Below are 22,748 nucleotides of genomic sequence, written 5' to 3' on the forward strand. Positions count from 1 at the left end.
CGATGACGATCGATGGCCGGCCGCCCGTCAGCCGAGCAGCTCCTTCTTCCGCAGATGCACGACGTCGCGCATCGGCGGCGCGCCGAACAGCCGGCTGTATTCGCGGCTGAACTGAGACGCGCTTTCGTAGCCGACGACGGCCGCCACCGACCCGACGTCGCCGCCCTGCCGCAGCAACAGCCGCCGCGCCTCGTGCAGCCGCAGTTGCTTCTGGTACTGCAGCGGGCTGAGCGTCGTCACGTGCTTGAAATGATGGTGCAGCGACGACACGCTCATGTTGACCGCCTGCGCGAGCGATTCGACGCGCATGGGCTCCGCGAAATGATCGCGGATCCATTCGATCGCGCGCGCGATCCGGTGCGTCTGGCTGCCCGCGATCGCCATGTGCCGCAGCCGCGTGCCCTGCCCGCTCGTCATCAGCCGATACAGCACTTCCTTTTCGATCAGCGGCGCGACGACCGCGATATCCGCCGGCGTATCGAGCAGCCGCAGCAGCCGCAGCGCCGCATCGAGCAACGGCGGCGTCAGCTCCGCGAGCGCGATTCCCTCGCCTTCCGGGCCCGCGTCGGGTTCGGGGAGCCGCATCTCGGCCGCCAGCTCGACGATGCGCTGCGGATCGAGCGTCAGCGACAGGCACAGGTACGGTTCGTCCATCGACGCACGCGTCACGCGCGAGAGGATCGGCAAGTCGATCGACGTAATCAGGCAATTGTGGGTGTCGTATTCGTAAGCCTGGCCGGCCACGATCACGCGCTTCGCGCCCTGCGCGGCGATCACCAGCGCGGCGCGCGATACGCCGCAGCCGAGATCGACCGGCCGCGTGTGCCGATGCAGCATCAGGCCCGGCACGGCCGTCGAATGCGAACCGTCCGCCGGCGCGAAACGGCCGATCAGCGACGCCAGTTCGCGCCGCCCGGATTCGCGCGACGCCACGATATCGGTCATGTCCATGACGCATCCTCGAAAGATTTCCCGTGTCGCGCGAGCATAGCGAAACGGCCTGCGGCGTGCCGGGGATTTGCAGGATTGTTCAATAAATTTGCAGGATTGGGTAGACGCAAACACCGGCTCCTCGCGCACACTCCCGGCTAACCTGCCCGTGCGGCGGGTTTTCCCCACGGAGACATACAACATGCCTACCTCGTTTGTCCTGAACGGCAAGAACGTCACGCTCGACGCCGATCCGTCGATGCCCGTCCTCTGGGCGATTCGCGAACATGCGGGACTGACCGGCACGAAATTCGGCTGCGGCATGGCGCAGTGCGGCGCGTGCACGATCCATCTCGAAGGCCAGGCGGTGCGCTCGTGCGTGCTGCCGCTCGCCGGCATCGCGGGCAAGCACGTCACGACGATCGAAGGCGTACAAAGCAAGCCCGCGCAGGCCGTACAGGCCGCGTGGGTCAAGCTGCAGGTGCCGCAATGCGGCTACTGCCAGTCCGGCCAGATCATGTCGGCCACCGCGTTGCTCGAACAGAACCCGAAGCCGACCGACGCGGACATCGACGCCGCGATGAACGGCAACCTCTGCCGCTGTGCGACCTACGCCCGCATCCGGGCCGCGATCCACGACGCGGCCGCGACGCTGGGAGCCTGACCATGACGATCGAACTCGACCACACCGACTCGGTGCGCCCGTCGCGCCGCACGTTCCTGAAAGCCGCGGGCGCCACGGCCGCCGTCAGCCTGACCATCGGCTTCGACTGGGCCGGCCTCGGCCGCCGCGCGCTCGCCGCGACCGCGCCGGCCGGCGATTTCGCGCCGAACGCATTCCTGCGCATCACGCCCGACGGCGCCGTCACGGTGATCGCGAAGCACGTCGAAATGGGCCAGGGCGCCTATACGGGCATCGCGACGATCGTCGCCGAGGAGCTCGATGCCGACTGGTCGAGCGTGCGCGTCGAAAGCGCGCCGGCCGACGCGAAGCGCTACGCGAATCTCGCGTTCGGCACGATGCAGGGCACGGGCGGCAGCTCGGCCATGGCGAACTCGTGGCAGCAACTGCGCGAAGCGGGCGGCAAGGCGCGCGCGATGCTCGTGTCGGCCGCGGCGGCCCGCTGGAAGGTGCCGGCCGCCGAGCTGACCACCGCCAACGGCGTCGTCACGCACGCGAAGAGCGGCAAGACGGCCGCGTACGGCACGCTCGTCGCCGATGCGTCGAAGCTGTCGGTGCCCGACAAGGTCACGCTGAAGCAGCCGGCCGATTTCAAGCTGATCGGGCATCGGATTCCGCGCGTCGACGCGTCGTCGAAGTCGAACGGCACCGCGCATTTCACGCTCGACACGACGTTCCCCGGCATGCGCGTCGCGCTGCTGCAGCGGCCGCCGCGCTTCGGCGCGACGGTGAAATCGTTCGACGCGACGGCCGCGAAGGCCGTGCCGGGCGTCGTCTCGGTCGTGCAGGTGCCGGGCGGCGTCGCGGTCGTCGCGACGGGCTTCTGGGCCGCGAAACAGGGCCGCGACGCGCTGAAGATCGACTGGGACGAAACGAAGGCGGAAAAGCGCAGCTCGGATGAGCTGATGCGCGAATACCGGCAACTCGCCGAGAAGCCGGGCGCGTCCGCGCGCAAGGACGGCGATGCCGATGCGGCGATCGCCGGCGCGACGCGCAAGATCAGCGCGACGTACGAATTCCCGTATCTCGCGCATGCGCCGATGGAGCCGCTCGACGCGGTCGTCAAGCTGACGGCGAACAGCTGCGAGATCTGGGCCGGCGACCAGTTCCAGACGGTCGACCAGGGCAACGCGGCCAAAACGGCCGGGCTGAAGCCGGAGCAGGTGAAGATCCATACGTTGTATGCGGGCGGCAGCTTCGGCCGGCGCGCGAATGCGTGGTCGGATTACGTGGTCGAGGCGGTATCGATCGCGAAGACGCTCGGCGCGGACGGCAAGCCGGTCAAGCTGCAATGGACCCGCGAGGACGACATCCAGGGCGGCTTCTACCGGCCGATGTACTTCCACAAGCTCGACGCGGGCCTGACCGCGGACGGCAAGCTGGTCGGCTGGCGTCACCGGATCGTCGGCCAGTCGATCCTCGCCGGCACGCCGTTCGAGGCGTTCATGGTCAAGAACGGGATCGACGCGACGTCGGTCGAGGGCGCGGCGAACCTGCCGTACGCGGTGCCGAACGTGTCGGTCGAGCTCACCACCACCCGGGTCGGCCTGCCGGTGCTGTGGTGGCGCGTGGTCGGCAGCTCGCACACGGCCTATGCGGTCGAGGCGTTCATCGACGAAGCCGCGCATGCGGCCGGCAAGGACCCGTACGCGTTCCGCCGCGACCTGCTCGCGAAGGAGCCGCGCATGCGCGCGGTGCTGGACCTCGCCGCGCAGAAGGCCGGCTGGGATCCGGCCAAGCCGCTGCCGAAGGGCCGCGGGCGCGGGATCGCGGTGGCCGAGGCGTTCAAGAGCTATGTCGCGCAGGTGGCCGAGGTGTCGGTCGACGCGGACGGCAAGGTGAAGGTCGAGCGCGTGGTGTGCGCGGTGGACTGCGGGATCGCGATCAACCCCGACATCGTCGCCGCGCAGATGGAAGGCGGCATCGGTTTCGGGCTCGGCGCGGCGATGCACAGCGCGATCACGCTGAAGGACGGCCAGGTCGAGCAACGCAACTTCGACGGCTATCACGTGCTGCGGATGGCCGAGATGCCGAAGGTCGAGGTGCATATCGTCCCGTCGGCCGAGGCGCCGACCGGGGTCGGCGAGCCGGGCGTCGCACCGGTCGGGCCGGCCGTGGCGAACGCGATCTTCGCGGCGACGGGCAAGCGGCATTACGTGCTGCCGTTCGATTCGGCGGAAAGCGCGAAGGCTTGAGGTACCGGGACGCCGGCTGCGGGGTGAGGCAGGCCCCCGTGGCCGGCGTTTTTCGGCGCATCGCGAGAACGCGATGCTCATCCGGGCCGAAGCCGCGTGACAGGACGCGGCCCGCCACGCTCACTCCTGCTCGACTTCAGGCCAAAGCCTCGGAAACAGAAACCGGAGGCTATTCAACGGCAATCCAAAAGAAAGTTCGCCGCGATGCGAAGGCGAGGTCAGCAGCCCGCAGTCCAGCAGCGATCGAATGATCCTGCGCGCCAATACGTCGCTGACACCCAGCATCTGCGCGAATTCCGCACGCGTGACGGTTCGGCGCAGCGCCACGAACTCCATCGCCAGCGCAGCGGCCTCCGGTTTGATCACGGATTTTTCCGAGCGAATCGTCCACGGATTGGCTTCCAGGAACCTCAGCAAATCCAGCAGCCGTCCCGTCACTCCATCGAACTGGGTCATATGCACCATGAAACCGACCTGGTCCTGACAGCAGTCGAGAAAAAACCGGGCGAACTTGACCAATCCTTCCTGGGATAGGTTGCCACGACCGTCCAGATCGTTGCGACGCGTCTGATCGGCCTCGTTCAGCCTCGCGTAATACTGCTCATGCTCTCGCGCCAGCCCGCGAAGCGGCGACCAGAGACCGTGGGTCAGATCGGCAGCGCGCAATCCGAGATGCGAATGCAGCCGCGCCACGCGACCATTGCCGTCCATGAACGGGTGCACCCAGGCGAGACGATGATGCGAACAGGCGATGCCGATCAGTTGATATTCCTTGGCGCGAATGCGGGCATAACGTGTCGCCCAGGCCTGAAGCAGCGGCTCGATCATTTCCGGTTCCGGCGCCAGATGGCGCCCGACCGTCGCATCCGCGTGCCGAAATTCGCCCGGGACGACGACATCCCCGTCAGCGGTCAATCGCTCGTCGTCAGGCAGGCAGGAAAAGAAGCGATCGTGAATGGCCGAGATTCGCGCCGGCTCGAACAACGCCGCGACCGAAAGCGCACGCCACTCCTCCTCGAGCGCAGCTTCCGCGGCGATATGCGCAACTGCGAAACGTTGCTTCTTGCGTTCGACGATATCGGTCGAATAATCCCGATGCAGTGCCGCCTCGATCTTGGCAGGCGTCGTGTGCTGGCCTTCGATCTTGTTCGTGTAATACGAATTCATCGCGCGCAATTGCGGCACGAGTGCGGTGGCCAGCGGCGTATCGCGTATGGCAAGTAACCGCTGCGAAGAATCGACGAGTTCGGCGGCCTGCTCGAGCAGTGGATCGAGCACGCGATCCTCGGGAAACAACGGTTCGAAGGTAGCGACGGTCGTCATGCTTCGCTGTACGGTTCCATGTAGGGTTCCAAGTCGGCAATTATAATCACTTATCCCACTGATTTATATTGATTTTTCAGGTAAACATGTAGGGTCCAATGTAGGGTTCCATGTAGGGTTCCCATCGCACGCTGCCGACCCGAGTTGTGCCGCTTGTTACCGGCGTCGTCCCCCCGTTACGTCAGACGTAACGCCCGTAACGTCCGCGCCCGATGCTACGTAACAATCCTTCACTATTGCTCGGGCCCTTTCATCACGCGCCCGACGTTGCGCGTTAAAAATTCTTTTAAATTCAAGGCTTCCCCGCCGCCCGCGGCGCTCCCGCATGCCGTTATCACCCGACAACCGCTCCCTGGCCCGGAAGTTGCAGCACAGGACCCCGCAAACACTCCTTTACGGACATGCGAGGGCCACCATGGATTGCAAATACCTGTACATCGACAACATAAAAATCAACTTCGTCCGCCGCACGATCGAAATCGACAACAAGGTCGTCGACGTGACCCCGCGCGAATTCGACGTCGTCGAATTCCTGCTCGACAACATGAACAAGATCGTGCCGCGGCAGGCAATCCAGGAAGCCGTGTGGGGCCGTGAGCTCGGCGTGTCGTCGCGCACGCTCGACACCCATATCTCGCGGATCCGTTCGAAGCTGCAGCTCGAACACGACAAGAACCTGCGCATCATCCCGATCTATGCGGTCGGCTATCGCCTCGTGCTGTTCGGTGCGGCGATGACGCACGTCGAGCGTCACGACGCGGCGCCGTTCGTGCGCGCGGCGCCGCAGCCCGCGATGGCCGCCGACTACGCGTAACGCTTCATCCGCGCGCCGCCCGTTCGCGGCGCGCCGGCAACGCTTCCCCACCGCGCTGCGCGGATTCGCAGCCCCTCGCGGCCAGCCGGCCGGATGCGGCCTGCACGCCGCCCGGCCGGCTAACCGGCCGCGCCCCGACCGCCGCCTCCGGGCGGCGGTTGCCTTTGACCGCCAGCCGTCGCGCGGCCCGCTTCATCCCACGCCGCCGCACCTCGTCACGCTTCGTAGCGCCCCGCTCCCGCCGTCCGCGCGCGATGGCCGCGACTACGGATTCCGGCGCGGCACGCGGCCATCGCCGTCCCTACAATCGACGCAGCAGCCGCGCGCCCCTCGGCGCCGCCGGCATCAGAACAACCCGTCGAACCGACGCCGAATCCGCCCCGATCCCGCCGTGCCTGCGCTGTTCCTGACGAATGCCGACGCCGGCGACGCCGCGAACCCGGCCATGCCCGCCGCTTCCCCGCCGGCCGCGGTCGCGCTCGACGCGTCGCCTCACCTGCCGCGCCTGTCCGCCGCCGCCGCGCGCGGGCTGTCGCATGCGTACTGCGCGACCGGCCCCGTCCCGGTCACGCTCGGCGAGCACGCGTACGAGGTGAGCTGGCGCGTCGACGCCGAGCCGGCCGCCGATGCGCACGCATACCGCTTCGTCGTCGGCCCGGCCGCCGGCACGCTGTGGATCGACCCGATCGCGGAAACCGAATGGCTCGGCGACGCGGCCGATCCGGCGGTCCCGGCCGTGATACGCGCGGCGCTGCTCGCCGATCTCGCCGCACCGCTCACGGCCGTGCTGCAGGCGGCGACGCGGCAGCGCGTGGAATTGCTGCCGCCGCCCGACGGCGCGCCGGCCTGGCGCGCCTCGCCGGCCGCGCTGCGGTTCGAGCTGCGGCGCACCGACGCCGCGTGGCGCGGCCACGGCGCGCTGCTGTTCGACGCGCCGGACGCGCTGGCCGTGTTCTTCGCGGCCGCGCCGGTCGCGCTCGCCGACGCGCGGGCAGCCTACGCGAGCCTGCCCGTGCCGCTCGTGTTCGAGATCGGCCGCACCGAGCTGACGACGGCCGAACTCGCCGACGTCGTCGGCGGCGACATCATCGCGATCGAGCGCTGGCAGGCGCACGAGCAGAACCTGCTGTGCGTCGCGCGGCTGCCGGCCGCGCCGGCGTGGGAAATCACCGGACGGCCGTCGGGCAACCGGCTGACCGTCGAACGAATCAGGGAGATGCCTTTGGAACCGACCCGCACCGACTCCGCGCCGCCGACGACGCACGACGCGCCGCCCGCCGACGCGCCGCGCTCCCTCGACGGCCTCGCGGTCGACCTGCGCTTCGAGCTGCCGCCCACGTCGATGCCGCTCGGCGAGCTGAGCGCGCTGCAGCCGGGCGCCGTGATCGAGCTGCAGCAGGGCATCAACCAGAGCGTGATCCATCTCGTCGCGAACGGGATGCTGATCGGCACCGGTCATCTGATCGCGGTCGGCCAGAAGCTCGGCGTACGCGTCGTCACGCTGACGCAACCCGCGCCGCGCGAGCGCTGAAACGATGGGCAACCTGCCGAATCCGGTCGCGCTGATCGCGGTGATCGCCGCGCTCGGCATCGCGCCGTTCGCCGCGCTGATGGTGACGAGCTACACGAAGCTGGTGGTCGTGCTCGGCCTGCTGCGCTCCGCGCTCGGGATCCAGCAGGTGCCGCCGAACCTGGTGCTGAACGGCATCGCGCTGATCCTGTCGCTGTTCATCATGGCGCCCGTCGGGATGTCGATCCGCGACGCGCTGCAGGCGCGCCACTTCGATGCGTCGGCACAGTTGTCGACCTCGGACATCGGCGCGCTCGCCGATGCCGCGCTGCCGCCGATCAGGGATTTCCTCGTCTCGCATACGCGGCAGCGCGATCGCGAATTCTTCGTGCGCACCGCGACGTCGGTGTGGCCGAAGAACCGCGCGGACGGCATCAAGGACGACGACCTGCTCGTGCTGGTGCCGAGCTTCACGCTCGCCGAGCTGACGAAGGCATTTCAGATCGGCTTCGTGATCTACATCGTGTTCATCGTGGTCGACCTACTGGTCGCGAACATCCTGCTGGCGCTCGGGATGCAGATGATCTCGCCGACGACGATCTCCGTGCCGTTCAAGCTGCTGTTGTTCGTCGCGCTCGACGGCTGGTCGCTGCTCGTGCACGGGCTCGTGCTGTCGTATCGGGTCGCGGGAGCCGGATGATGCGCGCGCACGCACTGCGAACCGCCGCCGCGTGCGTTGCCGCGCTCGTCGCGCTCGTGCTCGCGTGCGGCCAGCCCGGCGTCGCGCAGGCGGCCGGCAGCGCCGCCGGTTTCGCGCAACTGGCACGCGCGTGCGCGCCGAACGTCGACCCCGATACGCTCGCCGCGCTCGTGCGCACCGAGTCGGGCTTCAATCCGTATGCGATCGGCGTGGTCGGCGGGCATCTGGCGCGCCAGCCCGCCTCGCTCGACGAGGCGCGCGCGACCGCGCGCGAACTGTCGTCGCGCGGCTTCAGCTACAGCGTCGGGCTCGCGCAGGTGAACGAACGCAATTTCGCGAAATACGGGCTCGACGAAGCGACGATGTTCGAGCCGTGCCGCAACCTGCGTGCCGGCGGCGCGATCCTGACCGAATGCTTCGCGCGCTCGTCGGGCACCGGCCGCGCGACGCAGGCCGCGTTGCGCGCGGCGCTGTCGTGCTATTACAGCGGCAACTTCACGACCGGCTTCTCGAGCGGCTACGTGAGCCGCGTCGTCGCGAGCGCGCAGCGCAACGCGCACGAAGGCGGCATCGAACCGATCCCGGTGGTGCGCGACGTGCCGCCGCCGGCGCGGCAGCGACGCATGGACGCGGCCGCGACCACGCCGCCCGATCGCGCGCGCAGACTGCCGTTGCCGGCCGCCTCCGCCGACGCCCCGTCGTGCCACGCGCGTCCGGTCGTGATGATGTGCCGCGGCTTGCCGGCGAGCCAGGCGAAGCGGCTGTGCGTGCGGTGTCTCGATCAGTGATCGGATGATCGCGCGCGGCGGCGTGCACGGCCGCCCACGCCGCTTTCAGGATCCGAACGACGACGCGCGGCATGGTTGCCGCACGCCGCGCGCGTCTCGTAGCCCGCGCGGCGCCGGGGCGCCGGCCCCTTCCTGCCGCTACGAAACAGCGGCGTTCCCGCTGCCGGGTGCGTCCGTACACTCGAACGATCGCGTCGCGGCGTGCAGGGCGCCGCGCGTGCCGCGCATCGCGCGGCTCAACGGAGACGAGCATGCTGTTGATCGACGGACTGGGGCTGGGTGTCAACTGGCAGCGTTTCCTGTCGGAAACGCTGAATCCGGTCGTTGCACCGCCGCCCCCGCCGCCTCCGCCGCCGAAGAAGGACGATCCGGCCGCCGGGCCCGCGAACCCGAGCGCCGCGCCGCCGATTCCCGTCACCGCCTCGCTCGCCACCGATCCGTCGAAACCGACCAACGCCGAGATCCAGTCCGCGACGTCGCTGATCCAGAGCATGGCCGCGCAATATACGGCGCCGCCGCCCGACGTCACCGTCGAGAACGACAAGACGCGCGCGGTACAGAAAGCGATCCAGGACGCGCAGACGCAGTACGACAACGCGTCGCAGACGCTGCAGGGCGCGCAGAACGTGCTGCATCTGGTCGGCCGCGATCCCGAGTCGACGGCCGACGACCGCAAGACCGCGCAGGCCGACTACGCGAAGGCGCGCACGGCCGCCGACACCGCGCAGCGCGAGCTGAACGTGACGACCGACGCCGGCTACATGATCCTGTACGGCGAACAGGCGAACGCCGACATGCCGGCCGGAATGAAGATCGACGATTCCGGCAAGGTGACCGACCCCGGCGACGCGCAGCACGCGGCCGACCAGCAGTTCAAGACGCTGCTGGCCGCCTTCCCCGATCATGCGAACGATCCGAACTGGGTGCCGCAGCCGGGCGACTGCAAGAACCCGCTGCAGATCCGGCTCTACGACGACTGGCAGACCGCCAGCGCGAAGGCGGCCGTGGGCGCGTCGAAATACTTCGCGGACGTCGCGAATTCCAACCTCGCGTATACGCAGTTCCAGTCGTACCTCGCCGATCCGGACTACAAGGCCGCGCTCGATGCGGGCGTCGGGCGGCTGAACGACGCGCTGCAGCCGCTGGAGCTGCAGGTCACGATGCCCGATGCGCCCGCTTCGCAGGACGCCGCGCAGCAGGCCGTCACGTCGGCCGCGAAGGATGCGAACTACGCGAACGCCGCGTACGGCGCGGCCAACGACAGCCTGGCGCTCACGAACGCCCAGCAGCGCTATGATTCGGCCAGCGGCAAGGAAGGACCGACGGTGGTCGTCCCGAACGAGGTGTCGGACGCGAAGACCGCGCTCGCCCGCGCGCAAACGGCCGCGAACACGAGCGGCGGCTATCTGCAGATGCTGTCCGCGCAGCGCCAGGTCGACACGCTGCAGGCCGACTATACGACGAAGCTGGACGCATCCAACGCGTGGCACAAGGACAATCCGCACGCGATGATCAAGGATCCGCAGGTCGACACGGACCTCGGCGATGCGTATGCGAAGCTCGATCAGGCGAGGCAGCAGGCGAGCATCGCGCACGACGGCTTCGTCGTCGCGTACGGCGCGACGCTCGCGCAGCAGTACGACGATCAGGCCGCGCAGATCAAGGCGAAGGTGAACCCGCAATCGTTATTCGCGAAACCCGCGCTTCAGTCGCCGCTGCTGACGCCGTCGCTGTCGACCGCGAACGGCCTGCCTGGCCTGCCCGCATCGTCGTTGTCGACGGCCACGTCGGCCGCCCCCACCGGCACGCCCACGCTGCCGAGCGCGGCGCCGCAGGCCTCGCCGACGTTGCCCGGGTCCAACGGCGCCTCGTCGCTGCCCGCGTCGCCGCTGCTCGACCGCCCATTCCTGCTGCCGCAGTCGTCGGGCCCGACCGCCGCGCAGGCCGGCCCCACGATGCTCGACGTGAAGCGCATGCAGACCGTCGCGGGCGCGATCCGCGCGGCCGACAGCCGGATGTCGGATTCGGTCAACGAGCGCGCGACCCAACTCGCGCTGTCGCAGGCGCGCATCAAGCAGACGCAGGCGAAGAGCACGCTCGAGTCGGTGCAGAAAAAGTACGACGACTGGGCAGCCGCGAATCCGCCGCCGATGCGCTTTCGCACCGTCGCGGGCGACGACATGATCCCGGCGCCGTCGGCGCCGCGTCCGAACCTGTATCAGGGCGAGCTCGACAAGGCGAAGGCGGCCGTCACGCAGGCCGACAACGCGGTGCAGCGCCTGCAGTTGCTGAGCGAAACGTCGCACCAGCAGGTGCTGATGGACGGGTTCGACGCCGGACTCGACGAACGGCTGCGCTATGCGGCCCCCGGTTCGGACGCCGAGAACGACTACAAGAAGGCGCTGCACGATTTCTACGAAGCGCATCGCGGCGAGTTGTCGAATTCACTGCTCGACGCGGCCAGCGCGAGCACGAACAACGGCGGCACGATCGCGTTCGGCAAGCTGACCGACAACGAGCAGCGCAACCTGATCGGCGTCGCGCTCGGCATGCAGCCGGACGTCCGGAACGACGCGGCGTCGGGCGACGGTTCGGATCCCGTATCGCCGACGAAGGACGACGTCGCGCGCTACACCGACAAGGACAAGCTGAAGACGATCGACAGCGTGCGCGACAAGCTGCTGTCGATCGGCGGCGGCGCGACGACGCAGGTCAGCGTGTTGCCGATGGTCTACGCCGCCAAGGATGCCGGCATGACCACCAGCGCGCTGTTCAAGGTCAGCGGCAAGGACGGCACGCAGTACGTCGACGAGACGGCGAGCAACTACGACGACATCAACGATTACATCGACAACAACGAGCTGTCCACGGACGGCACGGTCGACATCGCGACCGGCCACAACACGGACGGCACGCTGCAACTCGTGTCGAAGGCCGCGCATCACGAAAGCGGCTTCGACAGTTTCCTGAACACGCTGACGAGTACGGGCCTGAACATCGGCATGATGGTCGGCGGGATGGCGCTCGAAGGTCTCGGCACGCTGCTCGACGGCACCGGCATCGGCGCGATCGTCGGCGTGCCGCTGAACATCCTCGGCGCGGGGATGATGTACACGGCGATCGGCGCGACGATGACGAGCGCCGGCCTCGACCTCGCCAACCGCGCCGACCACGGGCGCAGTCTCAATCCGTTTACCGACCCGGGTGCACGGGCCGACTTCATCAACCTCGTGCCGATGGGCGCGGCGGGCGCCGCGAAGCTGGCCGGCAGCAAGCTATTCACGCGCGCGGTCACGGCGCTCACGCGCACGCCGAAAGTCGCGTCGGTGCTCGCCACCGGCGCGCGGACCACCGCGGTCGTGACGGGCGTGGGCGGCGCGGTCGAGGCGTTCGGCGAAGCGGGCTACGAGTATTTCGTCACCGGCGACAAGAAGGCGGCCGGCGAGCAACTCAAGTCCGGGATCACCAACGTCGCGTTGATGGCCGCCGGCGGCCTCAAGGAGCGCGCGGTGACGTCGGTGCGCACGCGCATCGGCCAGCCGGTGCCGATCCGCGGGGCGGACGGCAAGACCGTCAGCGTCGATAGCCGGACGATCGGCCGAATCCTCGACAGCGGCGACGCGTCGTCGCTCGCGGCCGGTCGCACGCGCGTGACGCTCGACGGCGAAGCCGTCAAGGTGTCGCCGGACGGCACGCTGCGCGTGGGCGACAAGGTGCTGACCTACGACAACACGCCGATTCGCGTGCTCGACCGCGCATCCGCGAAGCGCCTGCCGCCGGGCAAATCGGTGGTGCTCGGCGAGGACGGCACGCTGTCCGTCGTCTCGGTGTCGCCGAAGGCGTGGACCAACGGCACGCGTGTGGACGACGTGACCGGCACCGGCGAGCGCATGTCGTTCGGCTCCGACGGCGAGATGAGCGTGACGCCAAAGATCGTCGCGAAGACGCCGCTCGACGTGCTGCAACACGTGCTCGACCAGGCGAGCGACGCATACCGGCAAACGGTCGCCGGCGCGCAGGCGCCGCGCCGCCTCGCGCAGACGGCGGCCGAAGGCGAAGCCGCGAGCGTGTCCGCCGACGCGCGCAGCACGCGCCGCACCAGCGAGGAGCGTGCCCGCGTGCAGCAGCAGCGCGACGAAACCGATGCCGAAAGCAGCACGACCGCGCGCACCAACCGGCGCAGCGCCGACACGCAATCGATGCGCTGGCGGCCCATCGCGGCCGACGAGCCGGCCGGCCCGGGCACGCGCGCGAAGCCGGACGGCGCGCCGCCGCGCGTCGACGCGAAGGTCGTCGATCTGACGGACGACGCGCCCGTCACGCGCGCGGCGACGTCCGATCCGGCCGGCATCGCCGTGCCGCGCGGGCCGAGCGCCGAGCCGATGGAAGTCGGCGATCGCACGGTCTACGTGGTGCGCAGCGGCGCGACGCCCGACGCGCCGGGGGCGCGGCCGTCGTCGCCGCGCCCGCAGGATCTCGAGGAACCGGTGATCGTCGTCGCCGGCGAACACGACGCGGCACTCGCGCCCGAACTCGCGAACCGCTGGCAGAAGCCCGTCTACGCGGCCGCGCCCGAGGCCTTCGGTGCGGACGGCCAACTGCGCGCGGGCACGCGCGTGCTGCGCTTCGATCCCGCGCCGGAGACGGCCGCGGCGGCCCATGAAGCCGGCCTGCCGGCCGGCATCGCGCCCGACGAAGCGCCGCCGACGGCGCCCCGCACGGCGGCCGACGACACGGTGATCGTGCTGGCCGGCAAGCGCGGCCCGAATGAACCGGCGATGCCGCGTACGGCCGCGCCGCCCGAGGCGGTCAACGCGCTCGATGGCGTGTTCAGCGCGCCGAACCGCGTGCTCGTGCTCGTCAAGCCGGAACGCGCCGGCGCACCCGAGCGGACGGCGGAACGCGAAACGGCCGCGGCCGACCGCGGCACGCGCGCGCTCGACGACGCTGACGGCCGGCCCGACCGCGCGCCGGCGGGCGGCGAACGTCGCGCCGCGGCGAACGACGACATCGGCCTCGCCGCCGCGCACCCCGAAACGACCGAGACCGCCCCGCCCGACTCCGGCGCCTCGAAGCCGGGCTGGGTCGCGCGGATGCAGATGCGCTTCGGCGGCGCGGCGCTCCCCGAAGCCGCTCAGGCGCTCGCAATGCAGTCGGGCACGCTTGCCACGCAACTGCGCATGCTGCAGGACGCCGGCTGGCGCGTGACGCTCGGCAAACGCGGCGGCGGCAGCCGCATCGATCCGCGCAAGCGCCGCGTGACGATCGACGGCGCGCTCCAGCATCCGGGCAGCATCACGTATACGCTCGCGCACGAAGCGCGCCATGCGGTCGAGGCGATGGCCGGCGTGCTGAACCTCGACTACGGCAACCGCAGCCGCTTCACGCGCAAGGCGCTCGAAGCCGAGGCGCGCGCGCAGATCAACGCGTTCGAGGCACGCTACGAAATCGAGCTCGCGGGCGGCGGCGACATCGCCGCGCACGTGCGCCTGCCCGATGCGATCGAACGCGAAGGCGCCGCGTGGCGCGCGCCGTCGCACGACTATGCGGGCACGGTCGGACGCCTCGTCGACGCCTTCGCCGATGCGCCCGTGTCGGGCCGCGACGGCGAGACCTATCGCGACTTCTACGACGACGTATGGTCGCGGCAGAAGCGCCGCGGCGGCATCCCGCGCCGGATGCCCGCGCCGCAGACGCGCGAGACCGGCGACGCGCCGCACGGCGTGCGCAGCTTCGACGAACGCGTGGCATGGAGCCGCGCGCATGCCGAATATGCGTCGCCGTTCGGCGACGGGCCCGTGCCCGCGGCGGCCGATCTGCAGGCGGCGCGCAGCCGCCACTTCACGATGCTGCAGGACGAAGGCGTGCTGATGCTGCACGCCGACACGTTGCCGGACGGCACGCTGCTCGCGGGCGGGCAGCCGGCCGGCGTGCATGAATACGCGCTCGACCAGGCGCCGTCGTTCCTGGTCAGGGACGGCTATTCGATCGTGCTGTCCGCGAAGCACGGTGGCGAGGCGGCTGCCGCCGGGCTCGCGAATCTGTGGCAGCGGCCGGTATATGCGCCGCCCCCGCACGCGGTCGGCGAACGCGCGGCGCTGCTCGATACCGGCGTGTTCCGCCGCTACGACCCGGCGCCCGCGGCACCGCACGATCTCGGGCAGTTGGCGGCCGACGCCGAAGGCGTGCACCTCGAAAGCAATCCGGCGGTGCGGATCGACGTCGAGCGTCACGTCGGCGAGCTGCTCGGCGCCGGCGGCGAGAAAACCGTGTTCGCGCTCGGCCACGATGCCGCGCTCGCGGTGTACGACAACGGCCCGCATACGTCGGAAGCCCGCCAGATCGAGGCGGCGATCGACGAGAGCATCGCGCTCGACGATCTCGCGTCGTACGGCCTGAAGACCGTGACGATGGACGGTCCGTTCTCCGCGCTGAATCGCGTCGCCGTGCTGTACCGGCCGCTCGGCGTGTTCCACAGCTTCGGCTTCGAGACGGGCGCGCTGCCGCGCGTGGTCTCGCGCGCGGCGCTCGAGCACATCCGGCAGATTCGCGAAGTCGTCGAACGCACGGGCATCGGCTTCGACCTGCAAGGCCTCTTCACGCGCGGCGGCGATTTCCTGTTGAGCGACCCGGGTTCGATCGGCATGGGCGCGGGCGAGCACTTCACCGCGTTGCAGCGGCTCGCGGTGATCGAGCGCGCGCTGACGCAGGGCCTCGAGCGCGGCCACGTCGAACTCGCGCATCCGCGGCTCGCCGAAACGCCGCCGCCCGATGCGTTCGTGCAGAAGCCGTCGGTCATCACGCGCGTGCGGATGCGCTTCGGCGGCGCCCCGCTGCCGAAGGAAGCGTACCGGCTGATCGACGCATCGAGCCTGCTGTCGCAGCAGCTTCGGCTCGGCGCCGACGCTGGCTGGAAAGTCGTGCGCGGCAAGCCCGGCGGCGGCAGCAAGATCGACACGCGACGGCGGCGCGTCACGATCGACGGCGGCCTGCAGTCGACCGGATCGATGGTCTACGTGCTCGCGCACGAAGCTCGCCATGCGCTCGAGGCCGCGACCGGCACGCTCGGGCTCGACTACGGCTCGACACAGCGCTACGTACGCAGCGCGCTGCTCGCCGAGGCGCGCGCGCAGGTCAACGCATTCGCGGTGCGCGACGAGATCCGCGCGAACCTCGGCATCGACATCGGCCGCCACGTCGCGCTGCCCGACGCGATCGCCAACGAATACGGCCGCGCGCGGGCCGGTGACGCCGCCTCGCTCGCGCGGCTCGCCGACGCGTTCGAGCACAGCCCGACGTCGCTCGACGGCGGCGTCACCTACGGCGAGCTGTATCGGCGCCACGCGCGGGCCGCGCAGCGCACCGGCGTCACGATGCCGGCGCCGCGCGAGACGGCCGCGACGCTCGCCGAAGAAACGGCATGGTCGCGCGCACGTCCGGTGAAGGCATCGCCGTTCGACGGCAAGCCGGTCGCGAGCGTCGACGCGCTGACGCTCGATCGCTCAGGCCCGCTGTCCTACGACCGCGACGGCCGCATCGTGATCGTGCATGGCGTCACCGACGCACAAGGCCGCCTCGTCGATCCGGACGGCCGGCCGTACACGCCGGTCGAGGTCACGCTCGCGCACCGCTCGGTGCTCGGCCTGCCCGGCTCGTCGGTGATCCTGTCGGCACGCAACGGCCGCAACGCCGCCGCCTGGCTCGCGAACGTCTGGCAGCGCCCCGTCTACGCGCCGCCGACGATCGCGGTCGGGCTCGGCGCCGAGGCGCGGCTCGGCCATACCAACGCGTGGCTGCGCTACGATCCGGCGCCGCACCAGCGCCCGGACCTGGGCGCGCTCGACGTCGACGGCAACGGCGTCCACGCGAGCGGCGATCCGGCCGCGCGCGTGCCGGTCGAGCGCTTCACCGGCGCGGCAACCGGCGCCGGCATCGAAAAGACCGTGTTCGAACTGGGCCGCCGCAATGCGATCGGTCTCTACGAGGGCACCGACAATCGCGCGATTCTCGGCCACATCGAATCGATCCGCCTCGAACAGGAAGGCCTCGCGGCGCTGCGCGCGCACGGGCTGCGCACGCTCACGGTCGGCGGCCCGTTCGCGGCATTCGATCGCGTGGCCGTGATGTACGCGCCGTTCGCATCGCTGAGCAGCCACGACGTGATGGCCGGCATGCTGCCGTCGCGCATCACCCGCGACGCCTTCGCGCAGCTCGATCGCGCGCGCGACATCACCGCGCGGCACCGTCTGTACTACGACTTCGAAGGCGTGTTCGACGCGCACGGCGACTTCTACCTGAGCGATCCGTCGACGGTCATGACCGATGCGCCGAAGCTGAACGTAGAAGGCATCGTCCGCGAGATCGGCACGCTGCGCGTGATGCTCGAGGACGGCATCGCGCGCGGCGCGATCGAGCTCGCGCATCCCGGCATCACCGAGCACTTGCCGCCCGACGCGTTCGTGCAGAAGCCGTCCGTCATCACGCGCATCCGGATGCGGTTCGGCGGCGCGCCGCTGCCCAAGGCCGCCCATGCGCTGGTCGACCGCTCGAGCCTGTTGCGCCAGCAGGTTGCGCTGGCCGGCGAGGCCGGCTGGAAAATCGTGGTGGGCCGGCCCGGGCGCGGCAGCCGGATCGATGCCGCGAAGCAGCGGATCGTGCTCGACGGGCAGTTCCAAGGCGCCGGCACGCTCGTCTACACGCTCGCGCACGAAGCGCAGCACGCGGTCGAGACGATCACGCGCCGCCTCGCGCTCGACCGCTCGTCGCCCGAGGCGCTGACCGACAGCGCGCTGATGGCCGAAGCGCGCGCGCAGGCGAACGCGTTCGCGGTGCGCCGCGAAATCCTCGACGATGCCGGCATCGACGTCGCCAAAGACGCCCGCCTGCCCGATGCGATCGCACGCGAAACCGACCGCGTGATGCCCGGCGACGAAGCCGGGCTGCGCCGGCTCGCGGCCGCCTTCGGCGACGTCGCGCCGTCCGTGCCGGGCCACGCGACCTATCGCGCGTACTACGCGAGCCAGGCCGATGCGATGCACGCGCTCGGCGCGCCGCGCGAGATGCCGGCGCCCGCGCCGCAGCCCGCGTCGAACGCGCCGGTGCCAGCGGCGACGGCGGACGCCGCGCGCCGCCAGCATGCGCTCGATCACCTCGCCTCGCACGGCATGCGCGACCTGATCCGCATCGACGGTTCGCAACTCGCGTCGCTCCAGCAGATGAAGGATGCGTTCGGCACGAATGCGCACGTGCTGATCGCCGAGCATGACGCGCGGCCGGACGCGTCGATCGACGCGCGCCATGCGCAGCCGAAGTTCGTCGCGAGCATGCGCACCGACGAGCACGGTACGTTCGTCGACAAGGCGTCCGCCGATCCGGCCGTGTCGATCCCGGACGCGGTCTATCGCGCGCTGAAGGACAACGGCAACGCGGAACGGGCGAACGTCGATTTCTACGTGTCGCCCGTGTCGCTCGCGGAATTGCGCGAGTACGGCGGCGCCGCGCGGATCACCGCGCGCAGCGACGGCCGCACCTGGGAGGCCGAGCAGGCGGCCGCGACGCCCGACGCGAACGTCGTCACGACGCTGAAGTCGCTGGCCGACGCGCCGCGCTTTCGCCGGCCGAAACAGGCGGCGAAAGCGGCCGGCGACGGCGCGACGCTTTACGCGATCGACAAGGAAACCGGCAAGGTGCTCGGCTACGCGACGCGCAACGCCGCGCACGACTGGACCTATCACGAGTCGACCTCGCTCGGCGACGCGACGATCGCGCCGCGCGATCTCGGCGCCGCGTTCCGCCGGCGCGCGCGCAACCTGTCCGGCGGCCGGCGCGGCGTGCGATTCGTCGTGACGGACGTCGCGCACGACACGGTCGAGCGCTACGGCGGCTTCGCGCCGGCGGAAATGCGCAAGGCGCTCGGCGACGAGAAGCCGCCGATGCAGAAACTCGGCACGCGCGTACAGCGCGGCCTCGCGAAAGCCGACCCCGGCGTGCGCCGCAAGATCGCCGCGATCGAAGGCGCCGACAGTCCGTTCCTGCCGCCGAAGCTCGTCCCGGACAGCGAGCAGCTCGCGATCGACTTCAGCGGCGCGAACACGCTGCACCTGATGCGCGCGCTGGAGCTGAAGGCGTTGCGCGGCGATCACTACGTGTACGTGTACGAGACGGATCATCCGGTTGCCGAATCGCTGCATACGCGCCGCGGCATCATCGCGATCCACGACGGCAACGCGCTCTGGTACGACCACGCCGAGCAATTGCGCGACCACCCGGACGCGGGCCGCCCGCTCGACGAGATGCCGCTCGGGCGCGGCCCGTTCGGCGCGAACCAGCACTTCCTGCTGTCGACGCTCGCGCCCGATGCGTTCGATCCGCGCGCGACCGCCACGCAGAAGGCCGCGCTCGCGCAACGGCTCACGCAACTGCTCGACGAGAAGTCGTATTTCGATGCGCTGCCGCAGAAGTTCGACCTCGCGACGCGCTGGATCCGCACGCAGATCGCCGGCCAGATCGATCGCGTGAAAGCCGCTCAGGCCGACCTCGCCGCGGCCCAGCAAGCCGCGCAGCCGACGGCCGGCGGCCCCACGGGCCCCGCGGGCCGGGTGCGCAATGCGCTGCGCGGCAAGCGCGGCCGGCGCAACCGCCGCGCCGCGAATGCGGCAAACGCATCGAACGCGCCGGCCACGCCGAAGCCGCCGAAAACGCCGGCGGCCAAGCCGCTGACGCTGCGGCCCTACCAGCCGAGCCTCGGTTCGAGCACGGTCGCGGAATGGGTGATGCGCTACGGCGCCGCCAAGGTGGCCGACTGGTTCCCGACGATCGACCGCGTGAAGGCGGTCGCCGCACGCAAGAACCAGCCCGATGCCGGCGGCCTCGCACTGACCGACGAACCGCAGACGATCCTGGCCGACGCACCGATGCTGAAAGCGCTCGGCATCCCCATCGGCCTCGCGCGCGAGGTGTCGAGCATGCCGTCGCGCGGGCCGGTCGCCGATCCCGGCGGCGATCACAACCGGTTCGTGAAGTGGATGCAGGCGTACGCCACGCGCCACAGCGCGGCGCGCATGATCGACAAGCGCGCGATCCAGGCGTTCGTGCGCGCGCCGGCCGAGATCCAGGACCGCGTCGCGCCGATGGCGCGTGCGTTCAACCTGCGCGACGATCCCGCGCTCGCGGTGCGCTACGTCGAGCAATATGGCGGCGCGATGCCGGTGGTGTCGATTCCGGTCGATCCGCACACGCTCGCGGCCGCACGCGGCGGCAAGCACGATCCGGCGTTCATCCGCCGCGCGCGCAAGTTCGGATCCCCGATCGGCGCGCGCTACAACGAGGCCGATGCGACGATCACGCGCGAAGCGCCGGACGGCACCACGCGCACGCTCGAACTCGACGACATCGCGCATCTGCACAAATGGCTCACCGCGGCGTCGCGCCACGGCTTCCAGCTTCGTCTCGAAGCGGCGTCGGGCCGCCCGCTCGTCTCCGCGGACGACCGCCGCACGATCGCCGGCACCAACGACAGCTATGCCGAATACACGCGGCTGATGACGTCGTTCGAGACGTGGTCGCACAATCACGCCGGCGAGCCCGCGCCGAACGTGATGCTGAGCTTTCACGGATGGGACGCCGTGCTCGAGCCGGTGCCGGGCGCGGGCCACGTCGAGCTGCTCGATGCGTTGCTCGACCGCAAGGCGATCGACTGGCTGCACGTCGGGCTGTCGTACGGCACGCACGGCGCCGACTTCATCGCGAACCAGGACCTGACGCGGGCGCTGGCGGAACGGATCGTCGACTATTACCAGACCGACCGTCACGGCAAGTTCGCGCGGCTGCACGGCGCCGATGCGCTCACGCGCGTGTTCGAACCGGTGAGCCCGGAGGCGTTCGCGAACCAGCAGCAGGTGCTGTTCGCGGAAATCGCGCGCATCGGCAAGTCGAAAGGGCTGTCCGACGACGCGCTCGCGACGCTGCGCGGCGAACTGTACGAACGCAACACGACCGCGCTCGTCAACCAGGCGCGCAAGGCGACGATCGAGCATGCGATGACGCAGTGGGCGTCGGCCGATCACCCGCCCGCCACACGCACCGAAAAACTCGCCCGCCGCTTCGGCGAACGCTGGCTCGCGGAAGCCGGCGACCGCGCGCCGGCACGCGGCACCGTGGTGTCGACCACCGATCCCGCCGGCCCGCTGCCCGACAGTCGCGCGTACTGGCAATCGGTGGTCGAGCGCGAAGCGCTGAAGAACGATCCGTCGAAGCCGATCAGCGTCGGCCGGCAGATCGCCGCGAACCCGAAACAGGCCAAGATGATCGAGGAACTGCAGGCGCTCGCGCAGATCAATGCGCTGCGCGTGCATCGGCCGTCGTTCCGCAAGGCGGAGCTGTGGAAGTCGATCGGCTTCAGCTCGCTCGTCACCGGGGCGGGCGCGCTCGTGATCGCCGATACGCTCGGCGCCACGCACGTGCTGCGGCACGACATGCTGAGCAGCGCGACGTCGTCGTTCCTGCTGGGCGCGCGTCTGGGCCGCGTGTTCCAGGTCATGCACCAGGGTGCGGTGCGCAGCCTGCAGGCCGGCGATCCGAAGGCCGCGCAGGCGGTGCTCACGCGGCTCGAAGTGACGCTGTCGCGGCAGTTGCGCTCGGGTGCGCACGACTACGGCCAGAACCGGCGCGCGCAACTCGAGCAGATCTCGAACGAAGCGCGGACGCTGGCCGCGCAGTATGTCGAGCTGAACCGCGTCGGGCTGATGAGTTTCGACGACGCGACCACCCACATCAAGGCGCTTGCCGCGGACGTGCTCGCGCAGATGCAGGGCACCGTCGGCGGCACGTCGCTGCAGCAGCTCCATACCGGCAACCCGCGTCACCTGTTCGGGATCGCGGGCCGCGCGGGCGCCGCGATCACGTCGACCGCGACGCTCGCGGTCGGCATCAGCGGCGTGGTGCACGCGCACGGGGCGTTCGATCTCGCGTACGGCTCGGCCGCCATCGCGAGCGGGGCGTTCGGCGCCACGTATGCGGGCCTCGTCTACACGATCGGCGCGCACCGCGTGAATGCCGACAAGCGCAGCCGCATCGTGCGCTTCACCGATTCGGCGAGCGACTTCATGGCCGTCGCGTACGGCGGCCTCGGCACCGGCGTGCAGTGGAGCGGCGGCCATTACGACCTCGCGATCGCGACCGGCGTGTCCACCGCGCTGCTGCTCGGCGGGCGTCTGAACACGCATTTCCCGAACGCGACGCCGCTGATCAAGAAGATCCCGACGGCCGTCGTGCTGATTCCGGTCGGCGCGTTCGCGTACAAGCTGATCGAAGGTCTGTGGACGACGTTCTTCGGCTCGGGGTCCGGTTCGTCGAATCAGTCGAACCAGTCGAATTCGTCGCAATCGAATCTCGCGCCCGGCGCGTCGCCGAGCGCGTCGGCCAGCCCTTCGGCAAGCGCCGCGCCAAGCGCTTCGGCGAGCGCGTCGCCCGCCGCGCCGGCTTCGCCGTCGGCCAGCGCCACGCCGTCGACCGCGCAACCGTCCGGGTCGCCGCAGCCCTACATCGTCGTCGCCGGCGATTCGCTGTGGGTCATCGCCGACCGGCATCGCCAGTCGCTGCTCGACGCCGCGCACGTGTCGCGCGCCGATCAGCAGGCGATGACGCACGGCGAGCAGGATACCCGCGCGTTCAACGAGATCCTGCAGCTCAATCCGTCGGTTTCACGCGATCCGAACCGCCTGTCGATCGGCACGCCGCTGATCGTGGGCTGATCCCCGCGCGCGGGGCGCGTCGCGCCGCGCGCACCGGTTGCGCGCGGCACGCCGC

At 70.2% G+C, this 22,748-nt stretch carries 9 protein-coding genes; 7 read left to right on the forward strand and 2 right to left on the reverse strand.

The window, feature by feature from the left end; all coding sequences use genetic code 11:
* Positions 1–27: 27 nt before the first annotated feature.
* Positions 28–951, reverse strand: coding sequence for an AraC family transcriptional regulator (locus tag AC3IFE_RS34415; RefSeq protein ID WP_089470206.1), 924 nt, complete (start codon positions 949–951; stop codon positions 28–30).
* A 181-nt stretch (positions 952–1,132) separates the two neighbouring features.
* Between AC3IFE_RS34415 and AC3IFE_RS34420 the strand changes: the two genes are divergently transcribed.
* Together AC3IFE_RS34420 and AC3IFE_RS34425 are read left to right on the forward strand one after the other, a co-directional pair.
* Complete coding sequence (locus AC3IFE_RS34420) at positions 1,133–1,594, forward strand: (2Fe-2S)-binding protein (protein WP_050015050.1); 462 nt, start codon at positions 1,133–1,135, stop codon at positions 1,592–1,594.
* A gap of 2 nt (positions 1,595–1,596) precedes the next feature.
* Positions 1,597–3,807: a xanthine dehydrogenase family protein molybdopterin-binding subunit gene (locus AC3IFE_RS34425; RefSeq protein WP_489194892.1), complete on the forward strand. Its 2,211-nt coding sequence runs from the start codon at positions 1,597–1,599 to the stop codon at positions 3,805–3,807.
* A gap of 120 nt (positions 3,808–3,927) precedes the next feature.
* On the opposite strand, the gene AC3IFE_RS34430 is transcribed toward AC3IFE_RS34425, so the two are convergent.
* Complete coding sequence (locus AC3IFE_RS34430; RefSeq protein ID WP_489194894.1) at positions 3,928–5,130, reverse strand: Fic family protein; 1,203 nt, start codon at positions 5,128–5,130, stop codon at positions 3,928–3,930.
* A gap of 415 nt (positions 5,131–5,545) precedes the next feature.
* Between AC3IFE_RS34430 and AC3IFE_RS34435 the strand changes: the two genes are divergently transcribed.
* The 5 genes from AC3IFE_RS34435 to AC3IFE_RS34455 all read left to right on the forward strand — a co-directional run bounded on the left by AC3IFE_RS34435 (position 5,546) and on the right by AC3IFE_RS34455 (position 22,693).
* Entirely contained in the window at positions 5,546–5,944 is a 399-nt protein-coding gene (locus AC3IFE_RS34435) for a winged helix-turn-helix domain-containing protein (RefSeq protein WP_089470209.1), read from the forward strand.
* Positions 5,945–6,335: 391 nt separating this feature from the next.
* Positions 6,336–7,475 carry a type III secretion system cytoplasmic ring protein SctQ gene (gene sctQ / locus AC3IFE_RS34440; RefSeq protein ID WP_489194896.1) on the forward strand — a complete coding sequence of 380 codons (1,140 nt, stop codon included), beginning with the start codon at positions 6,336–6,338 and terminating at the stop codon, positions 7,473–7,475.
* Between the two features lie 4 nt (positions 7,476–7,479).
* Positions 7,480–8,154: a type III secretion system export apparatus subunit SctR gene (gene sctR, locus AC3IFE_RS34445; RefSeq protein ID WP_489194898.1), complete on the forward strand. Its 675-nt coding sequence runs from the start codon at positions 7,480–7,482 to the stop codon at positions 8,152–8,154.
* Positions 8,154–8,942 (forward strand): lytic transglycosylase domain-containing protein, encoded by a 789-nt coding sequence (locus tag AC3IFE_RS34450; RefSeq protein WP_489194900.1) that lies wholly within the window; start codon positions 8,154–8,156, stop codon positions 8,940–8,942. Before sctR ends, AC3IFE_RS34450 begins: the two co-directional genes overlap by 1 nt.
* A gap of 251 nt (positions 8,943–9,193) precedes the next feature.
* Positions 9,194–22,693, forward strand: coding sequence for an LWXIA domain-containing protein (locus AC3IFE_RS34455; protein ID WP_489194902.1), 13,500 nt, complete (start codon positions 9,194–9,196; stop codon positions 22,691–22,693).
* Positions 22,694–22,748 lie beyond the last annotated feature (55 nt).

It is taken from the genome of Burkholderia sp. APQ4-4ca, assembly GCF_057837105.1.